The 25,020-nt window shown below is 67.7% G+C and carries 20 protein-coding genes; 18 read left to right on the plus strand and 2 right to left on the minus strand.

Translation table 11 applies throughout. The features are described from left to right. Nucleotides 1-35 precede the first annotated feature (35 nt). The 18 genes from pilB to H4O13_02430 all read left to right on the plus strand — a co-directional run bounded on the left by pilB (nucleotide 36) and on the right by H4O13_02430 (nucleotide 23,460). Nucleotides 36-1,760 carry a type IV-A pilus assembly ATPase PilB gene (gene pilB / locus H4O13_02345; GenBank protein ID MBE5314221.1) on the plus strand — a complete coding sequence of 575 codons (1,725 nt, stop codon included), beginning with the start codon at nucleotides 36-38 and terminating at the stop codon, nucleotides 1,758-1,760. A gap of 3 nt (nucleotides 1,761-1,763) precedes the next feature. Further along, a complete protein-coding gene (locus H4O13_02350) occupies nucleotides 1,764-3,029 on the plus strand; it encodes a type II secretion system F family protein (protein MBE5314222.1) in 1,266 nt (421 codons plus the stop codon). Between the two features lie 16 nt (nucleotides 3,030-3,045). After that, nucleotides 3,046-4,209: a prepilin peptidase gene (locus tag H4O13_02355; protein MBE5314223.1), complete on the plus strand. Its 1,164-nt coding sequence runs from the start codon at nucleotides 3,046-3,048 to the stop codon at nucleotides 4,207-4,209. A 165-nt stretch (nucleotides 4,210-4,374) separates the two neighbouring features. Then, nucleotides 4,375-7,416, plus strand: coding sequence for a fused MFS/spermidine synthase (locus H4O13_02360; GenBank protein MBE5314224.1), 3,042 nt, complete (start codon nucleotides 4,375-4,377; stop codon nucleotides 7,414-7,416). Between the two features lie 437 nt (nucleotides 7,417-7,853). Further along, a complete protein-coding gene (gene ubiH / locus H4O13_02365) occupies nucleotides 7,854-9,095 on the plus strand; it encodes a 2-octaprenyl-6-methoxyphenyl hydroxylase (protein ID MBE5314225.1) in 1,242 nt (413 codons plus the stop codon). After that, on the plus strand, nucleotides 9,092-10,270 hold the full coding sequence (locus tag H4O13_02370) for an FAD-dependent monooxygenase (protein MBE5314226.1): 1,179 nt from the start codon (nucleotides 9,092-9,094) through the stop codon (nucleotides 10,268-10,270). Before ubiH ends, H4O13_02370 begins: the two co-directional genes overlap by 4 nt. Nucleotides 10,271-10,916: 646 nt before the next feature. After that, nucleotides 10,917-11,936: a DUF2157 domain-containing protein gene (locus H4O13_02375; protein ID MBE5314227.1), complete on the plus strand. Its 1,020-nt coding sequence runs from the start codon at nucleotides 10,917-10,919 to the stop codon at nucleotides 11,934-11,936. After that, nucleotides 11,926-12,903, plus strand: coding sequence for a DUF4401 domain-containing protein (locus H4O13_02380; protein ID MBE5314228.1), 978 nt, complete (start codon nucleotides 11,926-11,928; stop codon nucleotides 12,901-12,903). Before H4O13_02375 ends, H4O13_02380 begins: the two co-directional genes overlap by 11 nt. Next, nucleotides 12,900-13,466 carry a GDYXXLXY domain-containing protein gene (locus tag H4O13_02385; protein MBE5314229.1) on the plus strand — a complete coding sequence of 189 codons (567 nt, stop codon included), beginning with the start codon at nucleotides 12,900-12,902 and terminating at the stop codon, nucleotides 13,464-13,466. The genes H4O13_02380 and H4O13_02385 overlap by 4 nt, the downstream gene beginning before the upstream one ends. A gap of 151 nt (nucleotides 13,467-13,617) precedes the next feature. Beyond that, nucleotides 13,618-14,157, plus strand: coding sequence for an addiction module toxin RelE (locus H4O13_02390; GenBank protein ID MBE5314230.1), 540 nt, complete (start codon nucleotides 13,618-13,620; stop codon nucleotides 14,155-14,157). Between the two features lie 116 nt (nucleotides 14,158-14,273). Continuing rightward, entirely contained in the window at nucleotides 14,274-14,801 is a 528-nt protein-coding gene (locus H4O13_02395; protein MBE5314231.1) for a GNAT family N-acetyltransferase, read from the plus strand. 313 nt (nucleotides 14,802-15,114) lie between these two features. Continuing rightward, complete coding sequence (locus tag H4O13_02400) at nucleotides 15,115-15,453, plus strand: hypothetical protein (protein MBE5314232.1); 339 nt, start codon at nucleotides 15,115-15,117, stop codon at nucleotides 15,451-15,453. A 66-nt stretch (nucleotides 15,454-15,519) separates the two neighbouring features. Then, entirely contained in the window at nucleotides 15,520-16,350 is an 831-nt protein-coding gene (locus tag H4O13_02405; protein MBE5314233.1) for a hypothetical protein, read from the plus strand. A gap of 354 nt (nucleotides 16,351-16,704) precedes the next feature. Then, a complete protein-coding gene (locus tag H4O13_02410) occupies nucleotides 16,705-18,801 on the plus strand; it encodes a peptidase domain-containing ABC transporter (GenBank protein ID MBE5314234.1) in 2,097 nt (698 codons plus the stop codon). Continuing rightward, nucleotides 18,798-20,096: an HlyD family efflux transporter periplasmic adaptor subunit gene (locus H4O13_02415; GenBank protein ID MBE5314235.1), complete on the plus strand. Its 1,299-nt coding sequence runs from the start codon at nucleotides 18,798-18,800 to the stop codon at nucleotides 20,094-20,096. The genes H4O13_02410 and H4O13_02415 overlap by 4 nt, the downstream gene beginning before the upstream one ends. Before the next feature lie 889 nt (nucleotides 20,097-20,985). Beyond that, nucleotides 20,986-21,519: a peptide-methionine (R)-S-oxide reductase MsrB gene (msrB, locus tag H4O13_02420; GenBank protein ID MBE5314236.1), complete on the plus strand. Its 534-nt coding sequence runs from the start codon at nucleotides 20,986-20,988 to the stop codon at nucleotides 21,517-21,519. Nucleotides 21,520-21,563: 44 nt separating this feature from the next. Continuing rightward, complete coding sequence (gene msrA, locus H4O13_02425) at nucleotides 21,564-22,190, plus strand: peptide-methionine (S)-S-oxide reductase MsrA (protein ID MBE5314237.1); 627 nt, start codon at nucleotides 21,564-21,566, stop codon at nucleotides 22,188-22,190. A 214-nt stretch (nucleotides 22,191-22,404) separates the two neighbouring features. Then, nucleotides 22,405-23,460 (plus strand): hypothetical protein, encoded by a 1,056-nt coding sequence (locus H4O13_02430; GenBank protein MBE5314238.1) that lies wholly within the window; start codon nucleotides 22,405-22,407, stop codon nucleotides 23,458-23,460. Between the two features lie 62 nt (nucleotides 23,461-23,522). Here the strand turns inward: H4O13_02430 and H4O13_02435 are convergent, their stop codons facing one another. Next, nucleotides 23,523-24,092 carry a dual specificity protein phosphatase family protein gene (locus tag H4O13_02435; GenBank protein ID MBE5314239.1) on the minus strand — a complete coding sequence of 190 codons (570 nt, stop codon included), beginning with the start codon at nucleotides 24,090-24,092 and terminating at the stop codon, nucleotides 23,523-23,525. An 84-nt stretch (nucleotides 24,093-24,176) separates the two neighbouring features. Then, nucleotides 24,177-24,968, minus strand: a complete 792-nt coding sequence (locus tag H4O13_02440) for a DUF2189 domain-containing protein (GenBank protein ID MBE5314240.1) — start codon at nucleotides 24,966-24,968, stop codon at nucleotides 24,177-24,179. Nucleotides 24,969-25,020 lie beyond the last annotated feature (52 nt).

Here is a 25,020-nt window from a genome sequence, read left to right on the forward strand (position 1 = left end):
TCCTGTTCAGACTGGTAAAGCGCGGAGCAACACCCATGAACGGTCCAGCCGCCGTCAACCTGGTGGGCATCACCGGTATCGCCCGCCGTCTGGTGCAGGATGGCCACTTGGGGGAGGCAGAGGCACGTCGAGCGCTGGATGAGACCGCCAAGGACAAGGCCCCGATCACCCAGTGGCTCTTGGGTCGCGGTCTCGTATCGGGCAGCCAGATCGCCCAGGCACAGGCCATCGAGTTCGGTATGCCCATGATCGACGTCGTGGCGATGGATGCTACCCAGATGCCGGTCAAGCTGATCGACGAGAAGTTGATAACCGCTCACAAAGCGCTGCCGTTGTTCAAGCGCGGTAACCGGCTGTTCGTTGGCATCGCGGATCCGACCAACACCCGTGGCCTGGACGAAATCAAGTTCGCCGCGAACCTCGTCGTCGAGCCCATCCTTGTCGCCCAAGACCAGCTGGAAAAGGCGATCGACGTCGCCTTGAGCGCGGCCGATGCATCCGTCGGCGGGCTCGAAGACGATGAGGGCCTCGAGAATCTAGAACTTGGCGATGCGGGCGAAGAGGGGGATGCCGCGGGCGGCGTTGACGCCAAGGGTGACGACACTCCGGTGGTGCGCTTCGTCAACAAGATGCTGGTGGATGCCATCAAGCGCGGCGCCTCGGACATCCACTTCGAACCCTACGAAACCGAGTACCGCGTGCGCTTCCGAATGGACGGCATTCTGAAGAGCGTCGCCAAGCCGCCGATCAAGCTCAGCCCGCGCATCTCTTCCCGCCTAAAGGTCATGTCCGCGCTCGACATCGCGGAGCGCCGCGTGCCGCAGGACGGCCGCATCAAGCTCAATTTGTCCAAAACCAAGTCGATGGACTTCCGCGTCAGCACGTGCCCGACTCTGTTCGGCGAGAAGATTGTGCTGCGTATCCTCGACGGCTCGGCCGCCAAGCTTGGCATCGATAAGCTCGGCTACGAAGACAACCAGAAGCAGCTGTTTCTGGATGCCATCGAGAAACCCTACGGCATGGTGCTTGTCACCGGCCCGACGGGGTCTGGCAAGACGGTGTCCCTGTACACTGCGCTCAATATCCTCAACACCGAGGGCCGCAACATCAGCACGGTCGAGGATCCGGTCGAGATCCGCGTGCCGGGCATCAATCAGGTGCAGCAGAACAACAAGCGCGGCATGACCTTCGCTGCTGCACTGCGCAGTTTTCTGCGTCAGGACCCGGACGTGATCATGGTTGGCGAGATCCGCGACCTTGAAACGGCCGAGATCGCCGTCAAGGCTGCGCAGACCGGCCACATGGTGCTCAGCACTCTGCATACCAACGACGCTCCGCAGACCGTCAGCCGCCTGATGAACATGGGCATCGCGCCCTACAACATCATCAGCTCGGTGACCCTGGTGATCGCGCAGCGCCTGGCGCGCCGTCTCCACGACTGCAAGCGCCGAATTGAGCTGCCCAAGCCTGCGCTGCTTGCTGAGGGCTTCACCGAAGCCGATATTGCCAGCGGCATGAATCTCTATGAAGCCGTCGGATGCGACGAGTGCAACGAGGGCTACAAGGGCCGCACCGGCATCTACCAGGTGATGCCGCTGACAGAAGAGATCCAGGCGATCATCCTGCAGGGCGGCAACGCCATGCAGATCGCCGCTGCCGCCGACCGCTCGGGCATCAACGACCTGCGCAAATCGGCCCTCCTCAAAGCGCGCAACGGCGTCACCAGCCTTGCCGAAATCAACCGCGTCACCAAGGACTAAGCCATGGCCGTCGCCACCAAAACCGCCGCGCGCCCCGCCAAACCCCTGCCCAAGCGCCAGGGCAGTGAGCTGCAGCCCTTTGTTTGGACCGGAAAGGACAAGCGCGGCACCGTGATGAAGGGCGAGCAGCTCGCCAAGAACGCCAACCTGCTCAAGGCAGAGCTTCGTCGACAGGGCATCACGCCCAGCGCCGTCAAGCCGAAGGCCAAGCCGCTTTTTGGTGCGGCGGGTTCGACGATCACGGCCAAGGACATTGCGATCTTCAGCCGTCAGATCGCCACCATGATGAAGTCAGGCGTGCCCTTGGTGCAGGCCTTCGAGATCATCGCCGGCGGCCAGAAGAATCCGCGCATGAAAACGATGCTGGAAGACATCAAGTCGACCATCGAAAGCGGCAGCACTCTGCACGAGGCGCTGCAGAAGCACCCGGTGCAGTTCGACGAGCTGTATCAGAATCTCGTGCGCGCCGGCGAGGGCGCAGGTGTGCTCGATACGGTCCTGGACACCATCGCGACGTACAAAGAAAACACCGAAGCGCTGAAAGCCAAGGTCAAGAAGGCTTTGTTCTACCCAGCCGTAGTGATCGTTGTGGCCATGCTGGTGTCGGCCATTCTGCTGATCTTCGTGGTGCCGCAGTTCGAGCAGGTGTTCAAGGGCTTCGGCGCTGAGTTGCCCGCGTTCACCCAGATGATTGTGAGCGCCTCCCGGTTCATGCAGGACTACTGGTGGATGATTCTTGCGATCGTCGTCGGCGCGATCGTGGGGTTGGTTCAAGCGAAAAAGCGGTCGGTCAACTTCGCCCGCTTCCTTGATCGCGTCCTGCTCAAGGTGCCTGTGATCGGCCAGATCATGCACAACTCGGCGATCGCTCGCTTTGCTCGCACCTTGGCCACCACTTTCCGCTCGGGCGTGCCCTTGGTCGAGGCGCTGGAAACTGTGGCCGGTGCCACGGGCAACATCGTCTATACCGATGCCGTAAACCGCATCCGCCAGGATGTCGCGGTGGGCTACCAGCTCAACCTGTCCATGCGACAGGTCAACCTGTTTCCGCACATGGTGGTGCAGATGACCGCGATCGGCGAAGAGGCGGGCGCGCTCGACACCATGCTGTTCAAGGTGGCGGAGTTCTACGAGCAGGAAGTGAACAACGCCGTGGATACCCTAAGCAGCCTGATCGAGCCCTTCATCATGGTGTTCATCGGCATCATCATCGGCGGCATGGTGATTGGCATGTACCTGCCGATCTTCAAGCTCGCTGGCGCCATCTGAGGCCGGTCGCCGCGTGATCCCCCTTCTGTTCGAGTCGCCGGCGCTGGCTGCGACCATCGCCGGCCTCTTCGGCTTGCTGGTTGGCAGCTTCATCAATGTAGTGATCCTGCGCCTACCACCGCGTTTGGAGTGGGAGTGGCGCCGTGAGTGCGCGGAGCATCTGGCCGACTGCGCGAGCCGCGCTTCGCCTTCGACCTCAGGCGTGAGTCCAGAGTCCGTCGTTTCGGCCCAAGGTACGAGCTCGCCGACAGAATCGGTCTCGCATGAACCCGCGGACGGCCACGAACCGGGCCTAGTCGAGTCGACGGGAGTTCGCCCTGAGTCTGTGCCGGTCGACTTCTCGCCCGCCGGTTCCGATGACGAGGTGAACGCATCGAGTCGCATCGATGCGGTTTCGGGGCTGGAGCGCGCACGGCTTGGGTGCGATCAGCGCCCGGGCTGCGGTGATCGGACAGCAGAGTCGATCGATCCCGAACCCCCTGGCATCGTCTTTGAACCCAGTCACTGCCCGGCCTGCGGAATGCGGCTCAAGCCGTGGCACAACGTGCCGGTGCTCAGCTGGCTCGCCCTGCGTGGCCGCTGTGCCGGCTGCGGCACGCGCATCAGCGCTCAATACCCGGCCGTTGAGCTGTTGACCGGGGTGGCCTTTGCCATGGTGGTCTGGCAGTTCGGTCTCGGTTGGCAGGCGCTGGCCGGTCTGGTGTTCACGGGCTTGCTGATTGCCATGAGCGGCATCGACGCGCGCACCACGCTTCTGCCGGACAGCTTGACGCTTCCTTTGCTGTGGCTCGGACTGCTGGCCAGCACGCAGGGCGACGCGGATCAGGGGCTGTTTGTGCCGATGGATCAGGCCATTCTTGGCGCAGTGGTTGGCTACTTGGCACTCTGGAGCGTGTTCTGGGTCTTCAAGCTCGTGACCGGCAAGGAGGGCATGGGCTACGGCGACTTCAAGCTGCTCGCGGCACTCGGTGCCTGGTGCGGTGTGGCGGGTCTGCTTCCTATCGTGCTGATCTCGGCTTCCTTGGGCGCTGTGGTTGGCAGCTTGTGGTTGGCGTTCAAGGGGCGCGATCACGGCACGCCGATCCCCTTCGGCCCTTTCCTGTCGTTCGCCGGTTGGGTCTATCTGCTCTGGGGAGGGCCGATCCAGGCGCTGTATCTCGGACTGGTTCAGATCGGCTGACGCTCGACTCTTGACGCACGCGGCAGGCCGCGACTGCTTTGGGCGCTTGGGTTTGTCGGTCTATCGAGATCCACTCCGGCGAGGACGCGTAGACAGCCGGCTTTGCCGCATGGCTTAGCGGCGCCCCTGTTGCTACGCTTCACCCCTATCCAAGGAAACACGCACATGTCTGATCGGCGCTGGCTCATTCCTGCTCTTCTCGGCCTGTTTGTTCTGTCCGGCTTCGCGGGGCTGATCTACCAGTCGATCTGGTCGCACTACCTCGGGCTTACCCTTGGCCATGCGGCCTACGCGCAGACCCTTGTGCTAGCCATGTTCATGGGCGGCATGGCGCTGGGCGCCTGGCTCGTCAGCCGCTACGGCGAGCGACTCAAGCGCCTTGTCTTCGGTTACGCGGTCGTCGAAGGCGTGATCGGCCTGATGGGCCTTCTGTTTCACCCGTTCTTCATTGCCTACACGGACTTCTCGCAAAACACCGTCCTGCCAACGGCCGGTGGCTTGGGACTGGCTTGGCTTTGGCAGTGGGGTTCAGCGGCCGCGCTGATCGCGCCGCAGACCATCCTGCTCGGCGCCACCTTCCCCCTGATGAGCGCGGGCCTGCTGCGCTCGCGCATGGCCGGTGACGGCGAGGTGCTGGGCGGGCTTTACTTCACCAACAGCATTGGCGCGGCCGTCGGTGTGCTGGCGGCGACCTTTGTGCTGCTTCCCAAGGTGGGAATGCCGGGGGCGATGATGATCGCCGGCGCCCTGAATGTGCTGGTTGCCCTGCTTGCATGGGGTCTCAGCCGAGCGATGCGCGAGGAGCAGCAGGCGATTCTCGCTCCCTCGGCGGGCGTCCAGGCGGGCGGCGCCGAAGCCACCGAGGTGCAGCAGCTGTATCGCGTGCTGCTGGGCTCCACCTTCCTATCCAGTGCGGCCTCGTTCTGCTACGAGATCGGTTGGGTGCGGCTGCTGAATCAGGCTCTCGGCACCACCTTGCACAGTTTCGAACTGATGCTGGCCACCTTCATCGCCGGTATGGCCTTTGGCGGGCTCTGGATCCGCAACCGCTCTGCTCATGTGAAGGACGTGGTGCAGTACGCCGGCTATGTGCAGGTACTGATGGGAGTGGCAGCGCTGATCTCGGTGCCGCTGCTGTCCTCGAGTTTCGACTGGGTCAGCTGGATGATGCGCGCGCTGTCGCGCACCGGCGAGGCCTACTCGCTGTATGCGCTGGGCACGGCGGCGATCGCCATGTTGATCATGTTCCCTGCTGCCTTCTTCGCTGGCATGACCTTGCCGCTGTTCACTACGGCCCTGCTGCGCAAAGGTGCGGGCGAAGCGGCGATCGGGCGGGTGTACGCAGCGAATACGGTCGGCGCGATCGTCGGCGTGATGTTCGCTGTGCATGTGTTGATCCCGCTGATGGGAATCCGGCTGACTGTCACCCTGGCAGCCCTAGTCGATGCGCTGATCGGCCTGTATCTGCTGCGCATGGTCAGCCCTGGCAGGATGACGCTTCCTGTGGCTGCGGCTAGCCTGGGCGCGGCGGCGCTCTTGGCTTTCAGCCTGACCCAAGGGCGATTCGATCCGCTGCAGCAGGTTGCGGGCGTGTTTCGTACGGGCATCGCCCGTTCCGATTCTGAAACCACGGTGCACTACCTGAAGGACGGGTCGACAGCGACCATCTCAGTGTTCGATACCGCGAGAAGTTCGGTGATCTCGACCAACGGTAAGCCCGATGCCTCGCTGACCCCCATGGGCAACAGCCCGACTTCGGACGAGATCACCATGCTGATGGCAGCGGCATTGCCGCTGTCCACCCATCCGAACCCTGAGGATGTTGCCATCATCGGCTGGGGCTCGGGCCTGACAACTCACACCATGCTCGGCAGCGAGGTGCCGAAGCGCGTCGACAACATCGAGATCGAGCGCGCGATGTGGGAAGGCGCCAAGCTTTTCGGACCTCGCGTCGCACGCGCCTACAGCGATACTCGCTCGCACGTGTACTTCGACGATGCGCGCACCTTCTTTGCGGCCGGCGATCGCAGCTACGACGTGATCATCTCCGAGCCCAGCAACCCCTGGGTCAGCGGGGTAGCCAGCCTGTTCACCGAGGAGTTCTACAGGTTTCTGCATCGCCACCTGAAGGACGATGGTCAGCTGATCCAATGGATCCAGACCTACGAAATCGACAATGCCATGGTCGCCACCATGGTGGCTGCACTGCTCGAAGTGTTTCCCAACTCGACGATCTATCTGACCAACTCCGCAGATCTGCTGATCCTAGCCAAGAAGGGGGATGGGGCTGTGACCTACAGCGATCTGCCTTGGCAGGACGAAACTTTGGCCGCCGAACTGGCACGTGTGGGTCTCGCCTCCAAGGCTGATCTGCAGGTCAGGCGGCTGGGTGGGCCCGCGGTGCTGAGGAGCTTCGTGCGTTTGCATGAAGCCGAGCCTCACTCCGACTTCTTCCCCACCGTGTCCTTGCGCGGCCCCATGACTCGATTCATGCGCGCTGAGGCGACCTTGTTCGCTCGCCACGCGTTGGTGGGCTTGCCTGCGCTCGAGGTTTTGGAGTGCTTCGATCGAACTCAGCTGAGCGGGAAGGTGTCGGCGGCGCGCGCCTCGAGTGTCGTCGAGAACTTCTTGCTCGCTCAGTCGCTTGCGACGTACCTGTTGTCACCAGGAGCGGAGGAAGCTCGTGATCTCTGGTTCAAGGAGCCCAACCTCGCTCTACGAATCTCTTACCTGGCGTCACCCGTTGGGCCTGTGCCGGAACTGGACCTCGCCGAAACCAGCGAACGACTCGCCGTCGTTGCCGCGATGACGATGAGCACGGTGGAGCCCGTTCAGCGCGCTCGGCTCTGGACCGAGACGCTCTGGATCCATCCTTCTCGCCTTGAATCCGAGGCCGTCCAGGCACAGCTGCGCGTGCTCAGTGCGGCCGCACGTCGCGATTGGGCTGAGACCTTGTCCGAAGCCGCTGCCTTGCTGGGCTCCGAACAGCTCGAGCAGCTGCATCCCATCGCCCGCGAGCAGATTCTTGCCTTCGCATCGTTGGCGTCCATCGCCACCGGCGGGTCTGAACGTGCCGCCGAGCTTGAGCGCGAGTATGGTGGGAAGGTGGTATCCGCCTCGATCGACGATGTGCGTTCCATGGTGTTGAGCTGGGGCGCTTCCGAGCAGTTGTGCAGCGGCGCGTCTGGAGAGCGTACGACTCGCTAGTGTCTTGGCGCGCCCCGGCTTTGCGTTGTCGATCTGCGGCTGACCCGGTCCCCACCGCTGCGCCGACCCGCAGATTCGCCTGTGGTTCGTCGGTCGAGCGCAGAGAGCCGGCTCGCGGCGAGTCGGTGTCCAGCAGGGTTGGCGATTGCACAACGCGCTGCCTGGCACATAGCCGACACTGAATCCTCGGCTTGTGTTGCCGCTTTGCGGACGATTCCCCCAAAGACCCCCTCTCCCTTGATGGAGAGGGGTTGGGGAGAGGGGACAAGCCCGCAGCAGGCTTTCAATCCCTCTCCAGCGACCGCTCTCCCGCAAGGGGAGAGCTGAGCTCAGCCACCACGGCCGCGCGGTCTGCACTTGGGCAGTGCGTCCCGATGACTTCGCTCCTGGCTGTCGTCGCCACCTCCTCGCCACCGGCCAGCCTCTACACTTGCGGCATGCATACGTCCTCAGATTCCGCTGCCCTGGCCGCGACGCCGCTGGATGTCCTTATCGTCGGCGGCGGCCTGGTCGGCAGCAGCCTTGCTTGTGCGCTGGATGGCGGGCCCCTGCGCGTGGCCCTGGTGGAGGCCAGCGCGCCGCAGCGCGAGCAGCCGCCGAGCTTCGACGAGCGCAACCTCGCACTCAACCGCTTGAGTCTTGATGCGCTGGAAGCGCTTGGCGTGCTGGCGCATTTGCACAGCCCGCCGGTGCCGATTCGTGGGGTGCACGTCAGCAGCGCAGGTGACTTTGGCCGCGTGCGGCTTGACGCGAAATCGCACGGCGTGGACGCCTTCGGCGGTGTGGTGGTGGCGCGCGAACTGGGTCAGGCCCTGCAGCGGCGTCTCGCGGAGTGCCGCAGCCTGCTGCGCCGCGCGCCGGCCACTGTGGTGGCTGCCCAGCGCGAAGATGACGCGGTGCGCGTCGATCTGGATAGCGGCGAGACGCTGCGGGCCCGCGTGCTGGTGATTGCCGAGGGCACAGACTCGATCTTGCGTGAGTCCCTCGGCCTGGGCTCGACCCGGAGCGACTACGGCCAGACCCTGTTCGTCAGCGTCGTCGAAGCGGATCGCTCGCACGGCGGCATCGCCTATGAGCGCTTCACCGCAGACGGCCCGGTGGCGATGCTGCCGCTCGCGGGCACTCGCTTGGGCAGCGTGCTCACGGTGCCCAAGGCGCAGGCAGAGGCCGTGCACGCGCTGGACGAGGCCGGCTATCTCGCGCTGCTGCAGCAGCGCTTTGGCTGGAAGCTGGGGCGGCTGCGCAGGGCAGGGCGGCGCAGTGCTTACGCCATGCGGATGGTCGTCGCGAATGCCCTGCACGGGCCGCGCTGTGTGGTGATCGGCAATGCCGCGCAAACCCTGCATCCGATCGGTGCGCAGGGCTTCAATCTCGGGCTGCGCGACGCGCTGACGCTGGCGGGCCTGCTCATCGACGGCAATGAGCTCGATGCGGGCTCGCCCACCCTGCTGGCCGAATACGCGCGGCGCCGCGAGTCGGACCGCGCGCGGACCCTCGATTTCAGCGACGGCTTGGCGCGCCTGTTCGCGCACACTGCCGCGCCGGTGCGCTGGCTGCGCGGGCTGGGCCTCGCGGCCTGCGATCACTTCACCGACCTCGCGCACCCGCTGGTACGCGGCGCAATGGGCGCCGAGCCTTCCGCGCTGGCGGCGCTCGAACAACTGCGGAGGCGCGCATGAGCCGCGCGCGGGCAGGGCATGAGGCCATCGTGGTTGGCGCCGGCATTGTCGGTGCGACCATCGCGCTGGGTTTGGCCCAGCAAGGCCGACGCGTGGTGCTGGTGGAAGCGCATGCGCCTGCAGAGTGGCGGGCGGAAGACGCGCTCGACCTGCGCGTGTACGCAATCGCGCCGGGCTCACAGGCGCTGCTGGAATCAGTCGGCGTGTGGCCGCAGATCGCTGCTGCCCGCGTGCAGCCCTACCGCGCCATGCACGTCTGGGATGCTGGCGGCGGGGCGCCCTTGCATCTCGACGCCGACGAGTCGGGTCTGCGCGCCTTGGGCCACATCGTCGAGGCTGGGCTGATCCAGTGGCAACTGTGGCAGGCGCTCAGTTCAGCGGGCGTCGATGTGCGGCTGGGGCGTGTGCAGGGCTATGCCGAGGAAGACGGCACCGCGGTGCTTGATCTGGAAGACGCCAGCCTGCGCGCGCCGCTGCTGATCGCCGCCGACGGCGCGCACTCTCCGCTGCGCGCGCTGGCCGGCATCGAGACCCGTGGCCACGACTATGCGCAGAGCGGTCTGGTGGCGTATCTGCGCACCGCACAGCCGCACCAGCACACGGCCTGGCAGCGCTTCCTGCCGACCGGCCCTTTGGCGGTGTTGCCCTGTGCGGACGAGCTCGTGTCGATCGTCTGGAGCTTGCCGAGCGCTGAGGCCGAGCGCTTGCGCGGTCTCAACGCCGATGCGTTCGAGCGTGAACTCACCCGCGCCTTCGATGCGCGGCTGGGCGCGATGCGCCTGGCGTCGGCGCGCGCGCTGTTTCCGCTGAAACTGCAGCTGGCCCAGCGCTATCGCAGCGGCCCGCTGCTGCTGGCCGGCGATGCCGCGCACGCCGTGCATCCGCTGGCCGGCCAAGGGGTGAACCTCGGCCTGCAGGACGCGCGCGAGCTGCTGGCGTTGTCGGCGGACGCCCGGTCGCGTGCCCAACCTCTGCACAGCCCGCGCCTGCTCGATCGCTATGCGCGTCGTCGGCGCAGCGAGAACCAGCTGGCGGCGTACAGCTTCGACGGTCTCAACCGGATGTTCTCCAACGATGCCCTGCTGCCGACCCTGCTGCGCGGACATGCCCTGGGTCTCGCGGGCGCAATCGCGCCGCTGCGGCGGCTGTGGGTCAAGCGCGCGAGTTCTGCCTAGCCTGCGGCCGGGCGAGGCGCAGCGTCAGCGGGGTGAAACGCTCGGTGGGTCAAGACCCACCCTATGCAGTTCACAGCCCGCTGCCAATGCGAAACCCATAGGCTGGGTCTTGACCCACCGAGCCTCTCATCCTGCATAGGGTGGGTCTTGACCCACCGCTGTTGTCGATCGCTTTCCGCGCCGTTGCCACCGTTGCGCTTCGTTGCCGATGCCCTTGCGAGGGCATTTCGACCTGCCGGCGCAATGCCTCAAGCTGCCGCCGCGCATCGTGCACGGGGCCACGCCCGCGCTTTCTGCGGACGACGCGAATTCCGCGGTGATCGATTCCACCAAACTTCGCGTGATTTCATCTAGCGCGCTTCGCCACGAACCCCAGATACACTTTCGCTGCGGCATCTGGATTTTTCGCACGCTCCGAGCCTTGCGATCGAGCCAGCGCACGGCGCCCGCGACAACGGTCTTGATCCGCGTCGCCCTGCGCCCCGCGACTCTCGTCGTGTCGAGGCCCGCGCCGCGTCCGCTTCGCCGCAGCCGGCTGTCGGCTGCGACTTGCTTCACCGATGCCCGCGCCAACACACTCGAACCCGAGTTTCGCCCGCTGCATTCGCGCCGACCCAGTGCGGCGTCACTTTCCTCCGGGGTGAGCATGAGCCGACACGCGGTGTCACGAGGCGCGCTCGATGCGCTGGCGCGCGCAGCGAAGCTGGATGCTCCAGCCAGCGCACAGCTCCTGGCCGAGGCCGGCGCATTGCCGACGATGGAAGAATGGCGCGCGGCGCTGCGCCGGTTCGCGCTGACTGCAGGCGTCCTGGCGCTGGGCTGCGGCGTGGTGTTCTTCATCGCTGCGAACTGGTCTGCGCTGTCGCCTGGCCAGCGGCTGGCCTTGCTGCAGGGGCTGTTCGCCCTGTGTATCGCTATCGCGCTGTGGCGAGCACCGCCTCACCCCGCAGGACGTGCGGCTCTGCTGTTGGGCTTCATTGGCGCTGGCGCGCTGTTCGCCCTGTTCGGGCAGACCTTCCAGACCGGCGCCGACGTGTACGAGCTGTTCCTGCTTTGGACGGCGCTGGGCCTGCCCTTCGTGATCGCCGCGCGCTGGCCGCCGGTCACCGCCGCCTGGCTGCTGGTCGGCAACCTCACGCTGTCGCTGATCTGCGGCGTGCTGCCGGGCCAGCATCCCCTGTGGCTGCTGCTCGGCTTCGGCAGAGAAAGCTGGGCGGTCAGCGTGCAGGTCCTGATGTTGCCGAACCTCCTGCTGTGGGCGTTCGCCGAATGGCGCGCGATGCACGTCCCGCGCATCGATCTCTGGCTGCCGCGCTGGTTGCGCCGTCTGCTGCTGGTGGCCGGGCTGGGCTACGGCACGTTTGTCGCGAGTCTGTCGATCATCGACAGCTCGGATGTTGCCGGGGTGGTTTCCGGCTATCTGATCGTCGCCGTGCTGGTCGGGGTTTTCTGCTTTCGCACGCGGCGCGAACCGCTGGGCCCGGTCGCGCTGGCGGCCAGCTTGGTGCTGATCGGTCTCGCAGTGCTGATCCACTGGATGCCGGATGGCGGCAGCGAAGTCGCCCTGTTCTTGCTGCCGCTGTGGGTGGTGGCTTCGTCAACCGTCGCCGGCGTGCTGCTGCTGCCGCTGGTGCGTCGCTGGGAGGCAGAGCGCCATGCAGACTGAGCCCCCAGCGCAGAACGCGCGGCTGTGGCGGTGGCTGGTCGAACGCGGCCTCGCGGCCGGCGAAGCGCCTGCGCCTGCGCCAGAACCTGTCTGGTATCTCGGCCTCATGCTCGGCGCCGCCGCCTGGTTCGCGGGCCTGCTGCTGATGCTGGTGACCGTGCTGGTCTGGAACGTCACTGGCACGGAGTCGCTGCTGCCCTTGGCCCTGCTCTGGGGTGTGCCCGGGCTGCTGCTGCTCAGAGTGGACGGGCTCGGCATGTTTCCCTGGCAGCTGGGGTTGGCTCTGCTGGTCGCTGCCGAATGCGCCGCGGTGGCGGCAATCGGAAGTGCGCTCGATCGCGCCGAGCCCACACTGTTCGCCAGCGCGGCCTTGTTCGCATGCCTCGCTGCCGTGGCGGCGCGCCCCGCAGCGCGGGTGTTGAACGTGCTGGCGGCCTGCATCGCCTGGGTGATGGCCCTGCGCTGGAGCCTGTTGGGCGAGCCCTGGCTGTACTGGCGCGCCGAAGCCCCGCCCTCGCTGGCGGCCGCGCTGTGGGTCTGGCTGCTGTGCTGGGGCCCGATGCTGCTGGCCGCAGTGTGGATCGCACGCAGCGAAGCGCGCTGGATGGCCTCGCGCAGCTCCGAGCTGCTGCGCGCGGTGCTGATCGGCGTGATCCTCGCACTCGCCTTCGCCACGCCCCTGTCCGATCCGCTGGGCGGCTTCGTGTTTCGCGAAAGCGACGGCAGCCGGGACTGGCTGGCGCTGTGGCCGCTGCTCTCGCTGCTCGCCGCGTGTGCGGCTGCGGCGGTGGCCTTTCAGCAGCGTGCGCGTCTGCTGCTGGCGGCCTGTCTGCTCGGCTTGCTGGTGCACGTGGCGAGCTTCTACTACGCGCTGGGCGTGAGCCTGCTGGCGAAGTCGCTGGTGATGCTGCTGATGGGAGCGGCGCTGCTGGGCGCCGCCTACTGGCTGATCGAGGAGCGAGCATGAGCGATGCATCGGCGAACCTGGCGAGCACGCATGCAGCCGCAGCCGCAGTTCTGCGCGAGCGCCGGTGGGCGCGCGGCTGGACCGTGCTGGCCGCGGTGCTGGTGCTGGGGGCACTCAACTCGGCCTGGGCCGGCAAGGCCTGGGTGATCGAGAACGGCCGCGAGGTGCTGCTGCCGCTGGCGCCCATCGACCCCCGTTCACTGATGCAGGGCGACTACATGGCCCTGCGTTTCGCGCTGAGCGAGCAGATCGAGAGCGCGCGACTGCAGCAGACGGCGTCTGGCAGCGCAGCCGACGTTCGGGAGGGCGGTGTCGGCCGCGCTCCGGTCAAGCTCGATGCGCGCGGCGTGGTCGAACTCGACTGGGGCAACCCCACGCCGGAACTCAGCCTGCGCTTCCGCCTGCGCCAGGACCGCGTCTGGCTCGGCACCAACGCCTTCTTCTTCGAAGAGGGCGAGGTCGAGCGCTATCGCGATGCCCGCTTCGGCGTGTTCCGCGTCAACGCGCAGAGCGGCGAAGCTGTGCTGGTAGCGCTGGCTGACGAGGCGGGAACGCGTCTGTAGCCCACCGCGCTTGGCACGTTCCGCCATAGGGTGGGTCTCGACCCACCGCCCCTCAGACACACGACGCGCCGCGGCCCGCAACTCCACCCAAGCCCAGCACTGTGCGAGAGTCAGCGGTAGGTGTCGTTGCCGGTCGCTTGCGGTACGGCATGTGCTGCAGGGCCGCTACAAAGCCATCCTGGTCGACAAGGACGCCTACCTCACCGAGCTGCAGCGCTGCATCGTGCTGAACCCGGTGCGCGCAGGGTTGTGTGGCGGTACTGGCGATTGGCGCTGGAGCAGCGATCCGGCCGTGATGGGGCAGGCCAAACCTTTGCCCGGTCTCGCGGCGGATCGCACGCTGTCGCTGTTCGGCACAGAGCGCGCCGCCGCCCGTTCGGCCTTCGCGCGATTCGTGGCGGAAGGCGTCGGGCAAGCGTTCGAACCCGACGTGCAGGCGCAGAGCTTCCTCGGCGATGAGGCCTTCGTCGCCAAGGTGGCGAACGCGGTCGAGCCCGTCTCGCCTGAAGTCCCCCGCCGCCAGCGCCTCGCGCCCACGCTGCGCCATATCGAATCGGAAGCCCCCAATCGCAACGAAGCCATCCGCCGCGCTTACGCCACGGGTGCCTACACGCTGGGCGAGATCGGTGCACACTTCGACCTGCACTACGCGACGATCAGCCGGATAGCGCGGCGAGGCTCAGGCGACTGATGCGTCGAGTGGGGCCTCTCTCGGTTTTTCGGCGTTCGTGTGCAGCCTCGCTGGCTGGATCAAGCCCGGATCTGCGACCGTGGCGTGCTTGATGAAATCTCCAGTGGGCTTTTCGCATGACAACTCCGACCTCACTCAGTGCCCATCCCTTTGTGCTGCGCCCCTATGCGTGCGGCGACGAGGCTCTATACACGGAGCTGTTCTGCAGCGACGAGGTGATGCGGCAGGTGGGCCCGCCTTTTGCGCGGGAGCGTGCCGAGCGCGCGGCTGCGGCGTCGCTGCGGCATCAGGACGACGAGGCAGGGCGTTTTCGCCACTGGATCATCGAGCATGCCGAGGGCAGGGCTGGCCTGCTTGGGCTTGCGCTCCGCAGCGAGCGCTGGGCGGGGGGCGAGGTCGAGCTCGGCGTGCTGCTGCGGCCGGCCTGGCAGGCGCGGGGCGCGGCCACGGCCGCGATCACCGCGGTCATGCCGTGGGCGTTTCGCACGGCGCAGATCGCTACGCTCACCTGTCACCACGCACCCACGAACCCGGCCGCTGCTGCGCTGATGCGTCGCCTCGGCTTTGCGCAGTGCCCCGCTCGCGCCGACGCACCCTGGCCCTGCGGATGGGAGCATCGCGCCGAGGATCCACTCGCCCGGTGAGCGCGGCTGCGATCTCTTCAGGGCGATGTGCGTGGCGTGCTCGAAGCCCTCGGCGCCGCGCTCGATGGAGGGGCGCCCACAAGCGCTGTCGAGTGCTTGGTCTGATTCGTACGACTGGCCCCGCGCCATTCACCGGCTGCGTGTCTGCGCCTTCTCCGCGCGGTGACAGGACGCAACGGCAACGCTCTCACCGCGCTACCGCGGATCGCTTGATGCGGTGGCATCGGGGCCCCGCATCTTCTGTGTTGACTCGGATGGTAGCCTTGCGGCGGGCTACGCCCACCCCACACCACTCAATTCTTGGATACGCCTCATGTCCGACTTGCTGACACTGCTGGAAACCCTGGGCCGCAGCCCCACGCTGCGCCTGGAAGACCTCGCCGATCAACTGGACGCCGCCACGCGCCGGCAGGTGGCTGCCCTCGCGGCGGATGCCAGCACCCTTTCCTGTCTTGTGTTCACGCCGGAAGAAGCGGCCAACGAGGCGAACACGTACTTCTGCTGGGTGGCGACCCCAGAAGAGGAGATTGCCACCGACGCGGCATCGATCGAGGCGAAGACCTACTTCTGCGCGGTCAACACGCCTGAGCTGGAGGTCCGCACTGCCGAACCGTACTTCTGCGGCGTCTTGACGCCGGAAGAGCTGGCCTGAGCAGGCTGAACCAGGCGCCTCGGGCACCTCGGTGTTCGAGGCGCCGCCCAATGAGTGGAGTTCTGCATGACGGTTGAAGAAGCACCGCGTGGCCAGTTGGCCTGCGTTGGCCTTGGCATGATGCTTGGCGCACATCTGACGCCGCGCTCGCGGGGGTGGCTGGAAGCCGCCGACGTGGTGTTCGTGGCGGCCAGCGAAGCTCTGGTCGAGCAGTGGGTGGCCACCCTTAACCCGCGCATCGTGAGCCTGCAGGGGCTGTATGCGGTGGGCAAGCCGCGTCAGCGCACCTACCGCGAGATGGCCGAGGCCATGCTGGCCGAGGTGCGCGCCGGCAAGCGTGTCGTGGGGGCGTTCTACGGCCACCCGGGGGTGTTCGCACAGGTGCCGCATGCCGCTATTGCCCAGGCCCGCGCCGAGGGCTTCGAGGCGGTGATGGACCCGGGCATCTCGGCCGAGGACTGTCTCTACGCCGACCTTGGGCTGGACCCGGGCAAGGTCGGCTGCGCGCACTACGAGGCGAGCCAGCTCCTGTTCTACCGACGCACGCTCGATACCAGCGCGTGGCTGGTGCTTTGGCAGATCGGCCTGGCGGGCGATCGCACCTACGCGGTGCGGGCCAGCACGGTCGAGCAGCGGCAGCAGATGGTTGACCGGTTGCTGCGCGACTACCCCAGCGATCATCCGGTGACGATCTACGAAGCCGCCGTTCTTCCGATCAACCGGCCGCGCATCGAGACGGTGCCGCTGGGCCAGCTTGCGCAGGCCACGCTGCACATGCACAGCACCCTGGTGGTGCCACCGGCCCGGCCCTTGGAACCGGAGCCCAACTACCCGCGGCCGGACCGGGCTGCCGAAGGCCAGCCAGCGGCGAGCGCGAACGCGAAGGTTTCGGCCTGACTCCCGGGCCCACCCGGTGGCTCCGGCCCACTCAGGGGCGCTCGACCTCGCAACCGCGTTCGAGCTGCCTCTGTCGCCGCTGCTGCTGCCGCGTACCCGACACCGCACCTTGACGCCCTGCGGGCTCCGTCTTGCTGGAGCCTGCGGAGCGGAAGGCCTGGACAGGTCTCCGCTCGCGGCTTGAAGGCGCCCGCCCGCAGGCCGTGCCCGGCTCGAAGGCCGGCGCAGTGCTTTGCGGCGCGGTGTGTCTCCGAGCCCGTTCAGGGCATCATGCGCGCGGCCCCACACTCCGCCTGAGCACCGTTGAAGCCTGTCTCCGTTCGAACGGCGCCCGTGCCGTTTCCGCCCACGCCCATCCGCGCCACCGAAGCCGCCGAATGCGGCTTGGCGGCCTTGGCCATGGTGGCGAATTCTCTGGGCTACCGCTGCTCGCTGGCGGAACTGCGACAGCGCTTTTCGCTGTCGCTGAAGGGCGCGACCCTCGGCCAGCTCGTCGCGATGGCCGGCAAGCTGGGGCTGCAGAGCCGGCCGCTGCGCTTGGAGCTGAGCGAGCTCGGCCAGCTTGCCACGCCCTGCATCCTGCACTGGGACCTCAACCACTTCGTTGTGTTGGCCAAGGTTGACCGCGCCGGCGTGGTGATTTTCGACCCGGCGCGCGGTGAGCGCCGCATGGCTTTCGAGGAGGTCTCGCGGCACTTCACGGGCGTTGCGCTGGAGCTGTCGCCGGGGCCTGATTTCCAGCCCAGGCCGCAGGCGCCCAGCGTGTCCTGGCGCCAATTGGCCGGGCGTACGCAGGGGCTGTGGCGCGCGCTCGCCCTGGTCTTCGGCCTGTCGATGGCGCTGCAGGTGTTCGTGCTGCTGGCGCCGTTCTTCCTGCAGTGGACGGTGGATCAGGTGCTGGTGTCCGCCGATCGGGACCTGCTCACGGTGCTCGGCTTGGCCTTCGGGCTGTCGCTGCTGCTGCAGGTCGCGATTGCCGGCCTGCGCGGCTGGACGGTCGTCGCACTGTCGGCGCAGATCGGCCTGCAGTGGAGCGGCAACGTGTTCGCGCATCTGCTGCGCCTGCCGATGGCCTACTTCGAGAAGCGCCACCTCGGCGACATCGTGTCCCGCATGGGCTCGGTGGGCACCCTGCAGCGCACGCTGACCCACAGCTTCGTCGAGGCGATTGTGGATGGGCTGATGGCGACTGCCACGCTCGTGCTGATGCTCGTGTACAGCGGCACGCTCGCCCTCATCACGCTGGCCGCCGTGGCGCTGTATCTGGCGCTCCGGTTCGCGACCTTCCGGGCGTTTCGCGAGCGCTCCGAGGCCCAGCTTGAGGCGGCGGCCACGCAGCAGACGCATCTGCTGGAGTCGATTCGCGGCATGCAGAGCCTCAAGCTTGCGGGCATTGAAGCCCAGCGACAGGCCGCCTACAGCGGGCTGATGGTCGACACCAGCAATCAGGAGGTCGGCCTCGCCCGGCTCGGACTCGGCTTCCATACCGCGCAGTCGCTGATCTTCGGCGTAGAGCGCATCGCCGTGATCTGGTTCGGCGCGCTGCTGGCGCTTCAGAACGTGTTCTCGGTGGGCATGCTGATCGCCTACCTCGCCTACAAGGACCAGTTCGCGACCCGGGTCGCCGCGCTGATCGACAAGCTGATCGATCTGCGCATGCTGCGCCTGCACGCGGAGCGGCTGTCGGACATCGTTCTCACCGCGCCCGAAGCCGACGGACGCGAGCTTGATCGCGCGGCACCTGTGGCGGCACGCCTCAGCGTGCGTGGCCTGGGCTTCCGCTATGGCGAGGGCGAGCGCTGGGTGCTGAAGGACCTCGATTTCGACGTGCAGGAGGGTGAGTCCGTGGCCCTGGTCGGCGCATCGGGCTGTGGAAAATCGACCTTGGCGAAGCTGCTGCTGGGCTTGATGACGCCGCAGGAGGGGCGGATCGAAGTCGGTGGCATCGAGCTGGGCCATCTGGGCCTGTATCGGTACCGGCAGATGAGCGCGGCGGTGATGCAGGACGATCAGCTGTTCGCAGGATCACTGATCGAGAACATCGCGCTGGGCGACGAGAGCTTCGACCTTGCGCGCATCGAAGAGGCCGCGCGCATGGCGGGGATCCACGACGAGATCGCGGCGATGCCCATGGGCTATCACACCCTGGTGGGCGACATGGGCGCCTCGCTCTCCGGCGGCCAGCGTCAGCGCGTGATCCTGGCGCGCGCGCTGTATCGGCAGCCGCGTCTGCTGGTGCTGGACGAGGCGACCAGCCAGCTGGATGTCGAAGGCGAGCGCTGGGTCAACGCGGCGGTCGGGCGGCTCAAGCTGACGCGGGTGATCATCGCGCACCGACCGGAGACGATTGCCTCTGCCGATCGCGTGCTGGTCCTGCAGGGCGGTCGGATCGTCGAGAACCGGACGCTGCGTGCAGACCGCATGGGCTCGCCCGCCGAGGGCGCCGAGTGAGCAGCCCGCTGTTCCGGGAGGAGGTTCTGGCCGCCCGCCGCATGCCCTGGCTCGGCCCGATCTCGATCGCCCAGGGGCCGAGTACCTGGCTGCTGGCGGTGCTGGCCTGCCTTGCCGCGACCCTGGTGCTGGGCCTGCTGGCGTTTGGCGAGTACACCCGCCGCACGCGGGTTGTCGGCCAGCTGGTGCCGAGCAGTGGGCTGGTGACTCTGCAAGCCCCGCATCAAGGAATGCTCAGCCGCGTCGCGGTCGCCGAGGCGGATCGCGTCGACGCGGGCGCGCCGCTGGTGCGCATCGAGGTGCCCAGCGGCACCGACCGGCGCCCGAGCGCGTTCGCGGCGGTGGATGGCGCTCTGGATGCCCGCGCCGAGGCGCTCGACGACCGCTACGAGGCGGAGCGCGCGCAGCTGCGCAGTCGTCAGGCCAGTCTGGTCGAGCAGCGTCAGGCGATCGAGGACGAGCTCGCGAGCCTCGCCGCTGAGACGGCACTGCGCCGGGATCAGCTGGCGCTTGCGGAAGCGGCGGAGGCGCGCGTTCGCGAGCTGCACGCGCGGCAGATGGTGACGCTGGCGCAGTGGCAACAGCAGCAGTTGGAGCTGCTGGAGCAGCGCGCGACGCTGCAGCAGGCGCTGAGGGAAGCCGGTCAACTGCGCCGTCAGCTCGCAGCGGTGTCGCTGGAGTTGGCGAGCGTGCCGCTGCAGATCGACGCCTTGAGCGCGGCCGCCGAGCGGGACCGCGTCAGTCTCCGCCAGGAACGTATCGAGAGCGAGACGCGCGGCGAAGTCGTGCTGGCGGCGCCCGTCGCGGGAGTGGTGTCCGCCCTGCTCGGTCACGCAGGACAGTCGGTGCAGGAGGGCCAGCCCATCCTCACGCTGCTGCCCGATGGCGCCAGGCTGGAGGCCCACCTGCTCGTGCCGAGCCGGGCGATCGGCTTCATCGCGCCCGGAGCCCCGGTGCTGCTTCGCTATCAGGCGTTTCCGTACCAGAAGTTCGGCCAGGCGCGCGGTGAAGTCATCCGGGTGTCGCGCAGTGCGCTTTCACGCACTGAGTTGGCCGCTTTGGCGGTGGGCACCAGCGTGACGGAGCCTGTCTATCGGGTGGTGGTGGGCCTCCAACACGAGCACGTGCTCGCCTTCGGCCGCGCCGAGCCGCTCAAGCCCGGGATGCTGCTGGAGGCCGACGTGCTTGGCGAAACCCGTCGCCTCTGGGAGTGGCTGCTGGAGCCGCTGATCTCGATCCAAAAGCCGCTGCCGAGCGCGGCCGGGCGTCGCGCCGATGCGTCGGAGGAACCTTGAGGATCGAGCCTCGCGGCGGCGGTGCTGCCGCAAAGGCGAGGCGCGACGCGGGTTGAAGTGGGGCAGGGCTGGCGCCGATGCTTCCGGCGCGTTGCGGGGCTCGCAGGGTCAGCAGGGGCACACTGCTGCAGGAGCGCCCGGGTGTGCTGCGGGCTCCGCAAGAAGCGAGGGCGGAGTCCAACTCCGCCCTCGCGAAACCCTGAAGTCTCACGGCGGCCGATGCATTTGCGGCGCAGGCGTGAGCTTGGGCCGCTGAAGCCGCAGCAACTCAGGGTCTGTCGACCCCTCAGGCTTCGTGCGACGGCACCGGCGGCGGCGGGGGCGGGGTCACTCCATTGACGAAGTCGGACTTGTTCATTCCGCCGCAGACCAGCTCAAGTTCGGTCGTTTCGAGTTCGCGCATTGTTGAATCTCCGAAGTGGGGTTATGCCGCTGACGGTGCCGTCGGACAGCGCACCGCGCCGGAGTATAGGAAGAATCCGCGACCCAACGCTGCGGACTCTCCGAGCGATCGATGCGGCGGGAACGCACGGCGGCAGGTCCACACCACGCGAGGCCCGGCAGGGCGCGGTGACCGCGCCGAATCCGAGTACGCCGTGGCGGTGGCTGGCAGGTCGGACTTCGCGGGCCCGCTGTTGACTTCGTTCCGGTGCCCGTCGACCTGACGGCAATGCGGGCCGTATCGGCAGCGCGGCAGCGCCCACGGTGCGCTGGCCAGGCTGTGGCCGCCCGAGCGGGGCAGTCAGGCCCGTGTGCCCGCTGCCCGCAATGCGTCCACACCTGCAATCATTCACCACCCCAAGACCTCCTCTGTCCGACCTTTGATGTCTTGTAGCCGCGGCCAGCGCGTCGCGCGGCGGGCGTCAAGTGGATGCATGGAGCACGTCTCATGAAACGCAGACCCTTTTTGTTTGGCCTGAGCGCTGTCGCGCTGGCACCTGTGGCCTGGCTGGCCACGCGCGGTGAGCGTGCAAGCGCTGGAGATGACGCGGAGGCTGGCCCCGCCATCGAGCGCCTGCAGAAGACCCCGGCCGAGTGGAAGGCTCTGCTCAGCCCCGCCGCGTATTCGGTGCTGTTCGAGGAGGCCACCGAGCGCGCCGGCAGCTCGCCGCTCAACAACGAACATCGACCCGGCACCTACTGCTGTGCGGCCTGCTTCCTGCCGCTGTTCGATGCCGCCCACAAGTACGAGAGCGGCAGCGGCTGGCCGAGTTTCTTCACCCATCTGCCCGGCGTGATGGGCACCAAGCGCGACTGGAAGCTGATCTACCCGCGCACCGAGTACCACTGCATCCGCTGCGGCGGGCATCAGGGCCATGTGTTCGACGATGGCCCCGAGCCCACCGGCCAGCGCTGGTGCAACAACGGTCTGGCGCTGCGCTTCGTGCCGCAGGGCGAGCCGCTGCCGGAGCTGCGCACGTGAGCCGCCGCGAGCCGCGCTTCTCGGCCATCCACTGGGCGCCGTGGCTGGCGATCCTGCTCAAGCTCGGGCTGATCGGCACCCTGCTGGCTTCCGAGGTGGTCGACGTGCAGATCAGCGAGCAGAGCCACACCCCGCCGCCGGTGCCGGAAGGTGCGAGCGTCGGCGTGGCGCTGTTTGCCGGCGGCTGCTTCTGGTGCATGGAGAAGCCCTTCGACCGGATGGAAGGCGTGCTCTCGACCACCTCGGGCTATGCCGGCGGCAGCGTCGACAACCCCAGCTACGAGCAGGTGTCGGCGGGCGACACCGGCCACATCGAAGTGGTCGAGGTGCGCTACGACCCCGCCAAAGTGAGCTATGCGCAGCTGCTCAACACCTACTGGCGCAACGTCGATCCGCTGGCGGTGAACCGGCAGTTCTGCGACGCCGGGCCGCAGTACCGCAGCGCCATCTTCGCCCTCGACGAAGAGCAGCGCGCGCTGGCCGAGGCCAGCCGCGCCGAGCTGTCGAAGCGCTTCGGGCGCGAGGTCGCCACCGAGGTGCTGCCGGCCGCGCGCTTCTGGCCGGCCGAGGACTACCACCAGGACTACTACCTGAAGAACCCGATCCGCTACAGCTACTACCGCAGCCGCTGCGGGCGCGATGCGCGGCTGGAGGCGCTGTGGGGCAAATGACTCGCCCGCGCTGCAGACCACCGCGCGCCTGCGTCGGCTGAAGCGGGAGGCGGCTTCGCCAGCGCGGTCGCCAGCGACGCCGGCGATCGCAGGTCGACGGGCTCGCAGCCTCACTCGATCGCTCAGCCCGCGTTGAGCTACGCGCTTGGCGGGGATGGCCCCGGGGCTCTATCGTTGCGCCGCAGTCCCCATCGAGAGGTGCAGCATGCGTGCGTTGAGCCGTTTTATCTGTGCGGGACTGCCGCGCGTTGTGCTGGCTCTGGCTGGCGTGTTCTGCACCTTGGTGCCGCTGAGCTCGGTACAGGCCCAGCCTGAGGACGGCTACATCGGCCCCGAGCTGGGCAGCGAGCCGCCGGGGCCTGGCATGCAGAAGGGTTCCCGCTACGGCGGCTATGCGAGCGACTGGGGTTTCTGCGCCAGCGAGGGCGAGCGCTGCAGCGTGCGCGGCTGGGGCGTCGTGCGCTACGGCACCGACGGCCGCTACGTCTACCGGGAAGTGCGCAATGCCACCCTGCGCTGCGACAACAGCATGTTCGGCGACCCTTACCGCGGCCGCTCCAAGCAGTGCGAGGTGCGTTACTACGGCGACTCCGGCTGGGACGGAGGCTCGGTCGGTGATGACTACGGCTGGACCCAGTGCGCGCGCGAGGGGCGGATGTGCCGCTTTGGCGGTGGCTATGCGCTGGTGCGCTACGGCGCCGATGGTCGCTTCTACGAGCGCGAAGTGCGCGGCAACCAGGTGATGTGCAGCAACGACAGTTTTGGTGATCCTGCGCCCGGGCGTTCGAAGTACTGCGAGGTTCGCAGCGGCGACGGGGGCTGGCAGGGCGGCGGCTGGCAAGGCGGCAGCCAGGGCTGGCAGTACTGCGCTTCGGAAGACGGCTACTGCAATCTGCCGGGCCGTGCCACCGTGCGCTTCGGTGCCGACGGCCGCTACTACGAGCAGTCCTACCGCGGTGGTTCGGTCGCGTGCTCGGTGCGCGAGTTCGGCGACCCCGCGCGGGGCAAGCGGAAGTCCTGCGAGTTCCGATTGGATAGCGGTGGCGGCTGGGGTGGCGGCATGGGCGGCGGTGTCGGCGGCGGCCGCTTCGAGTTCTGCGCGGAGGAAGACGACTACTGCGACTTCCGCGGCGTGCGGCTGGTGCGGTTCGGCATTGACGGCCGCTACGTGGCCGGCGAGTTCCGCGGCGGCGTCGAATGCAGCCTGCGTGCGTTTGGTGAGGATCCTGCGCCGCGCCGCAAGAAGCGCTGCGAAATCGAGGTGCGCTGAGCGTCTGTGAGACCTCTCCGTCGACTGCGTCCGCAGTCGGCGGAGGGCTGTGTCACGGGCGCTCAGCCTTCGTCTGCGGACTTCAACTCCAGCCGCAGCGGCAGGCCGGTCATCTGCTCCAGCGGCAGCGGCCAGTGGCCGAGCGGCGCCAGCGAGCGCAGCGCGTCCTCGGGGCTCATGCCCTGGTGTTTGACGGCGTAGGCGGCATACAGCCAGCCCGCCCGCACGCCTGTCCCGCAGTGCACCAGCACCTTGCCATCGGCCTGGGCCAGCGCTTCGGCGAAGGCGTCGACCGCAGCGGGGCTGAAGGGATGGGCCTTGCCGTCAATCGGATGTGCGCGGTAGTCGAGGCCCAGTTCGGCGGCCACGGCGGCCTCGTCGAAGGGCACGCGGCTGCGGTCGGCCATTTCCTCGGCCGTGCGCAGGTTGAACACGGTGCTTACGCCGCTGGCGCGCCATTGCCGGAGGTCGTCGGCCGTGGGCTGGGCGCTCACCACGATGCGCTCGAAGTCGAGCGCGCCGGCCTGGGCCGAGGCCATCGGCGCAGCCGCGGGTTTGGGCGCGGGCGCGCTGGCGCAGGCGGACAGCAGGGCGCACAGGAGCAGCGGCAGCATCGATCGAGCGGGGCGCATGGTGGGTGTCTCTGCGTGGACGAAGGGCGCTCATCCTGCCGCGGCCGCCGTGAATCTTCGATCCCCAAGGCGGGGCGCGTGGCTTCAGTCAAGCGCCGGCCAGCCGCTCGCGTCCAGGGTTTCGCGGTAGCCGTGCCAGGCCGCATAGGCCAGCCACGGCATGACGATGCCGAGCCCGAGAAAGGCAGTGGCGAAGCCGAGCGCGGTGAGCGCCACGATCAGGCCCACCCACACGAGCATGGTGAACTTGTTGCGCATCACCGCGTGGATGCTCGACACGCAGGCGGTGACCATGTCGACGTCGCGATCGGCGATCATCGGCAGCGAGAACGCCGCAGTGGCGAAGGTGATCGCGGCGAACACCGAGCCCACCGCCGAACCGATCAGAAGGAATTCGATCAGCCCCGGTAGGTTGCCGGCGTCCATCGGAAAGAACGCGTTCACCATCATCCCTGCCCGCGACCACACCAGCAGAATCACCAGCTGGGCCAGCGCGAACACGCCGGCTTGGCCGACCACGCGGCGGGCGAGGGTGAAGGAATCCGCCAGCGTGGGCCGGCGCCCCGCCGCCAGCCCGCGGCTGACGCAGTACAGCCCGACTGCGATCAGCGGCGCGATGAAGACGAAGCCGGACAGCAGGGTGGCGAGCAGGGCGAAGCGGCCCAAAGACCAGGCCAATGCCGACACCGCGACGCTCACCGCCACGATCACCGCACCGAACAGCAGGCTCAGGCCCGGCGCGGCGCGCAGGTCGCGCCAGCCCAGCCGCAGCCAGCGCAGCGGCGCGCTGGGATGCAGGTCCGCGCAGGGCACGACAAAGGGGCGCTCGTCGGCGGGGCTGGGTCCGGGTGCGGCAGCCTGCCGGTTGGGACTCATCCTGTTCGGGCTCATCGTGGCGTCACCGGCGTCGGTCCGGCCGAGGCTAGCA

The organism is Lysobacterales bacterium (genome assembly GCA_014946745.1).
Classification (GTDB): Bacteria; Pseudomonadota; Gammaproteobacteria; order Xanthomonadales; family Xanthomonadaceae; genus Aquimonas.

Bases quoted from the DNA above. Each gene is read 5' to 3' on its own strand.
- H4O13_02405 (MBE5314233.1), top strand. From the start codon at position 15,520: ATGACGGTTGAAGAAGCACCGCGTGGCCAGTTGGCCTGCGTTGGCCTT.
- ubiH (MBE5314225.1), top strand. From the start codon at position 7,854: ATGCATACGTCCTCAGATTCCGCTGCCCTGGCCGCGACGCCGCTGGAT.
- pilB (MBE5314221.1), top strand. From the start codon at position 36: ATGAACGGTCCAGCCGCCGTCAACCTGGTGGGCATCACCGGTATCGCC.
- H4O13_02385 (MBE5314229.1), top strand. From the start codon at position 12,900: ATGAGCGATGCATCGGCGAACCTGGCGAGCACGCATGCAGCCGCAGCC.
- H4O13_02400 (MBE5314232.1), top strand. From the start codon at position 15,115: ATGTCCGACTTGCTGACACTGCTGGAAACCCTGGGCCGCAGCCCCACG.
- H4O13_02440 (MBE5314240.1), bottom strand. From the start codon at position 24,968: ATGAGTCCCAACCGGCAGGCTGCCGCACCCGGACCCAGCCCCGCCGAC.
- H4O13_02380 (MBE5314228.1), top strand. From the start codon at position 11,926: ATGCAGACTGAGCCCCCAGCGCAGAACGCGCGGCTGTGGCGGTGGCTG.
- H4O13_02395 (MBE5314231.1), top strand. From the start codon at position 14,274: ATGACAACTCCGACCTCACTCAGTGCCCATCCCTTTGTGCTGCGCCCC.
- H4O13_02435 (MBE5314239.1), bottom strand. From the start codon at position 24,092: ATGCGCCCCGCTCGATCGATGCTGCCGCTGCTCCTGTGCGCCCTGCTG.
- H4O13_02375 (MBE5314227.1), top strand. From the start codon at position 10,917: ATGAGCCGACACGCGGTGTCACGAGGCGCGCTCGATGCGCTGGCGCGC.
- H4O13_02360 (MBE5314224.1), top strand. From the start codon at position 4,375: ATGTCTGATCGGCGCTGGCTCATTCCTGCTCTTCTCGGCCTGTTTGTT.
- msrB (MBE5314236.1), top strand. From the start codon at position 20,986: ATGAAACGCAGACCCTTTTTGTTTGGCCTGAGCGCTGTCGCGCTGGCA.
- H4O13_02370 (MBE5314226.1), top strand. From the start codon at position 9,092: ATGAGCCGCGCGCGGGCAGGGCATGAGGCCATCGTGGTTGGCGCCGGC.
- H4O13_02350 (MBE5314222.1), top strand. From the start codon at position 1,764: ATGGCCGTCGCCACCAAAACCGCCGCGCGCCCCGCCAAACCCCTGCCC.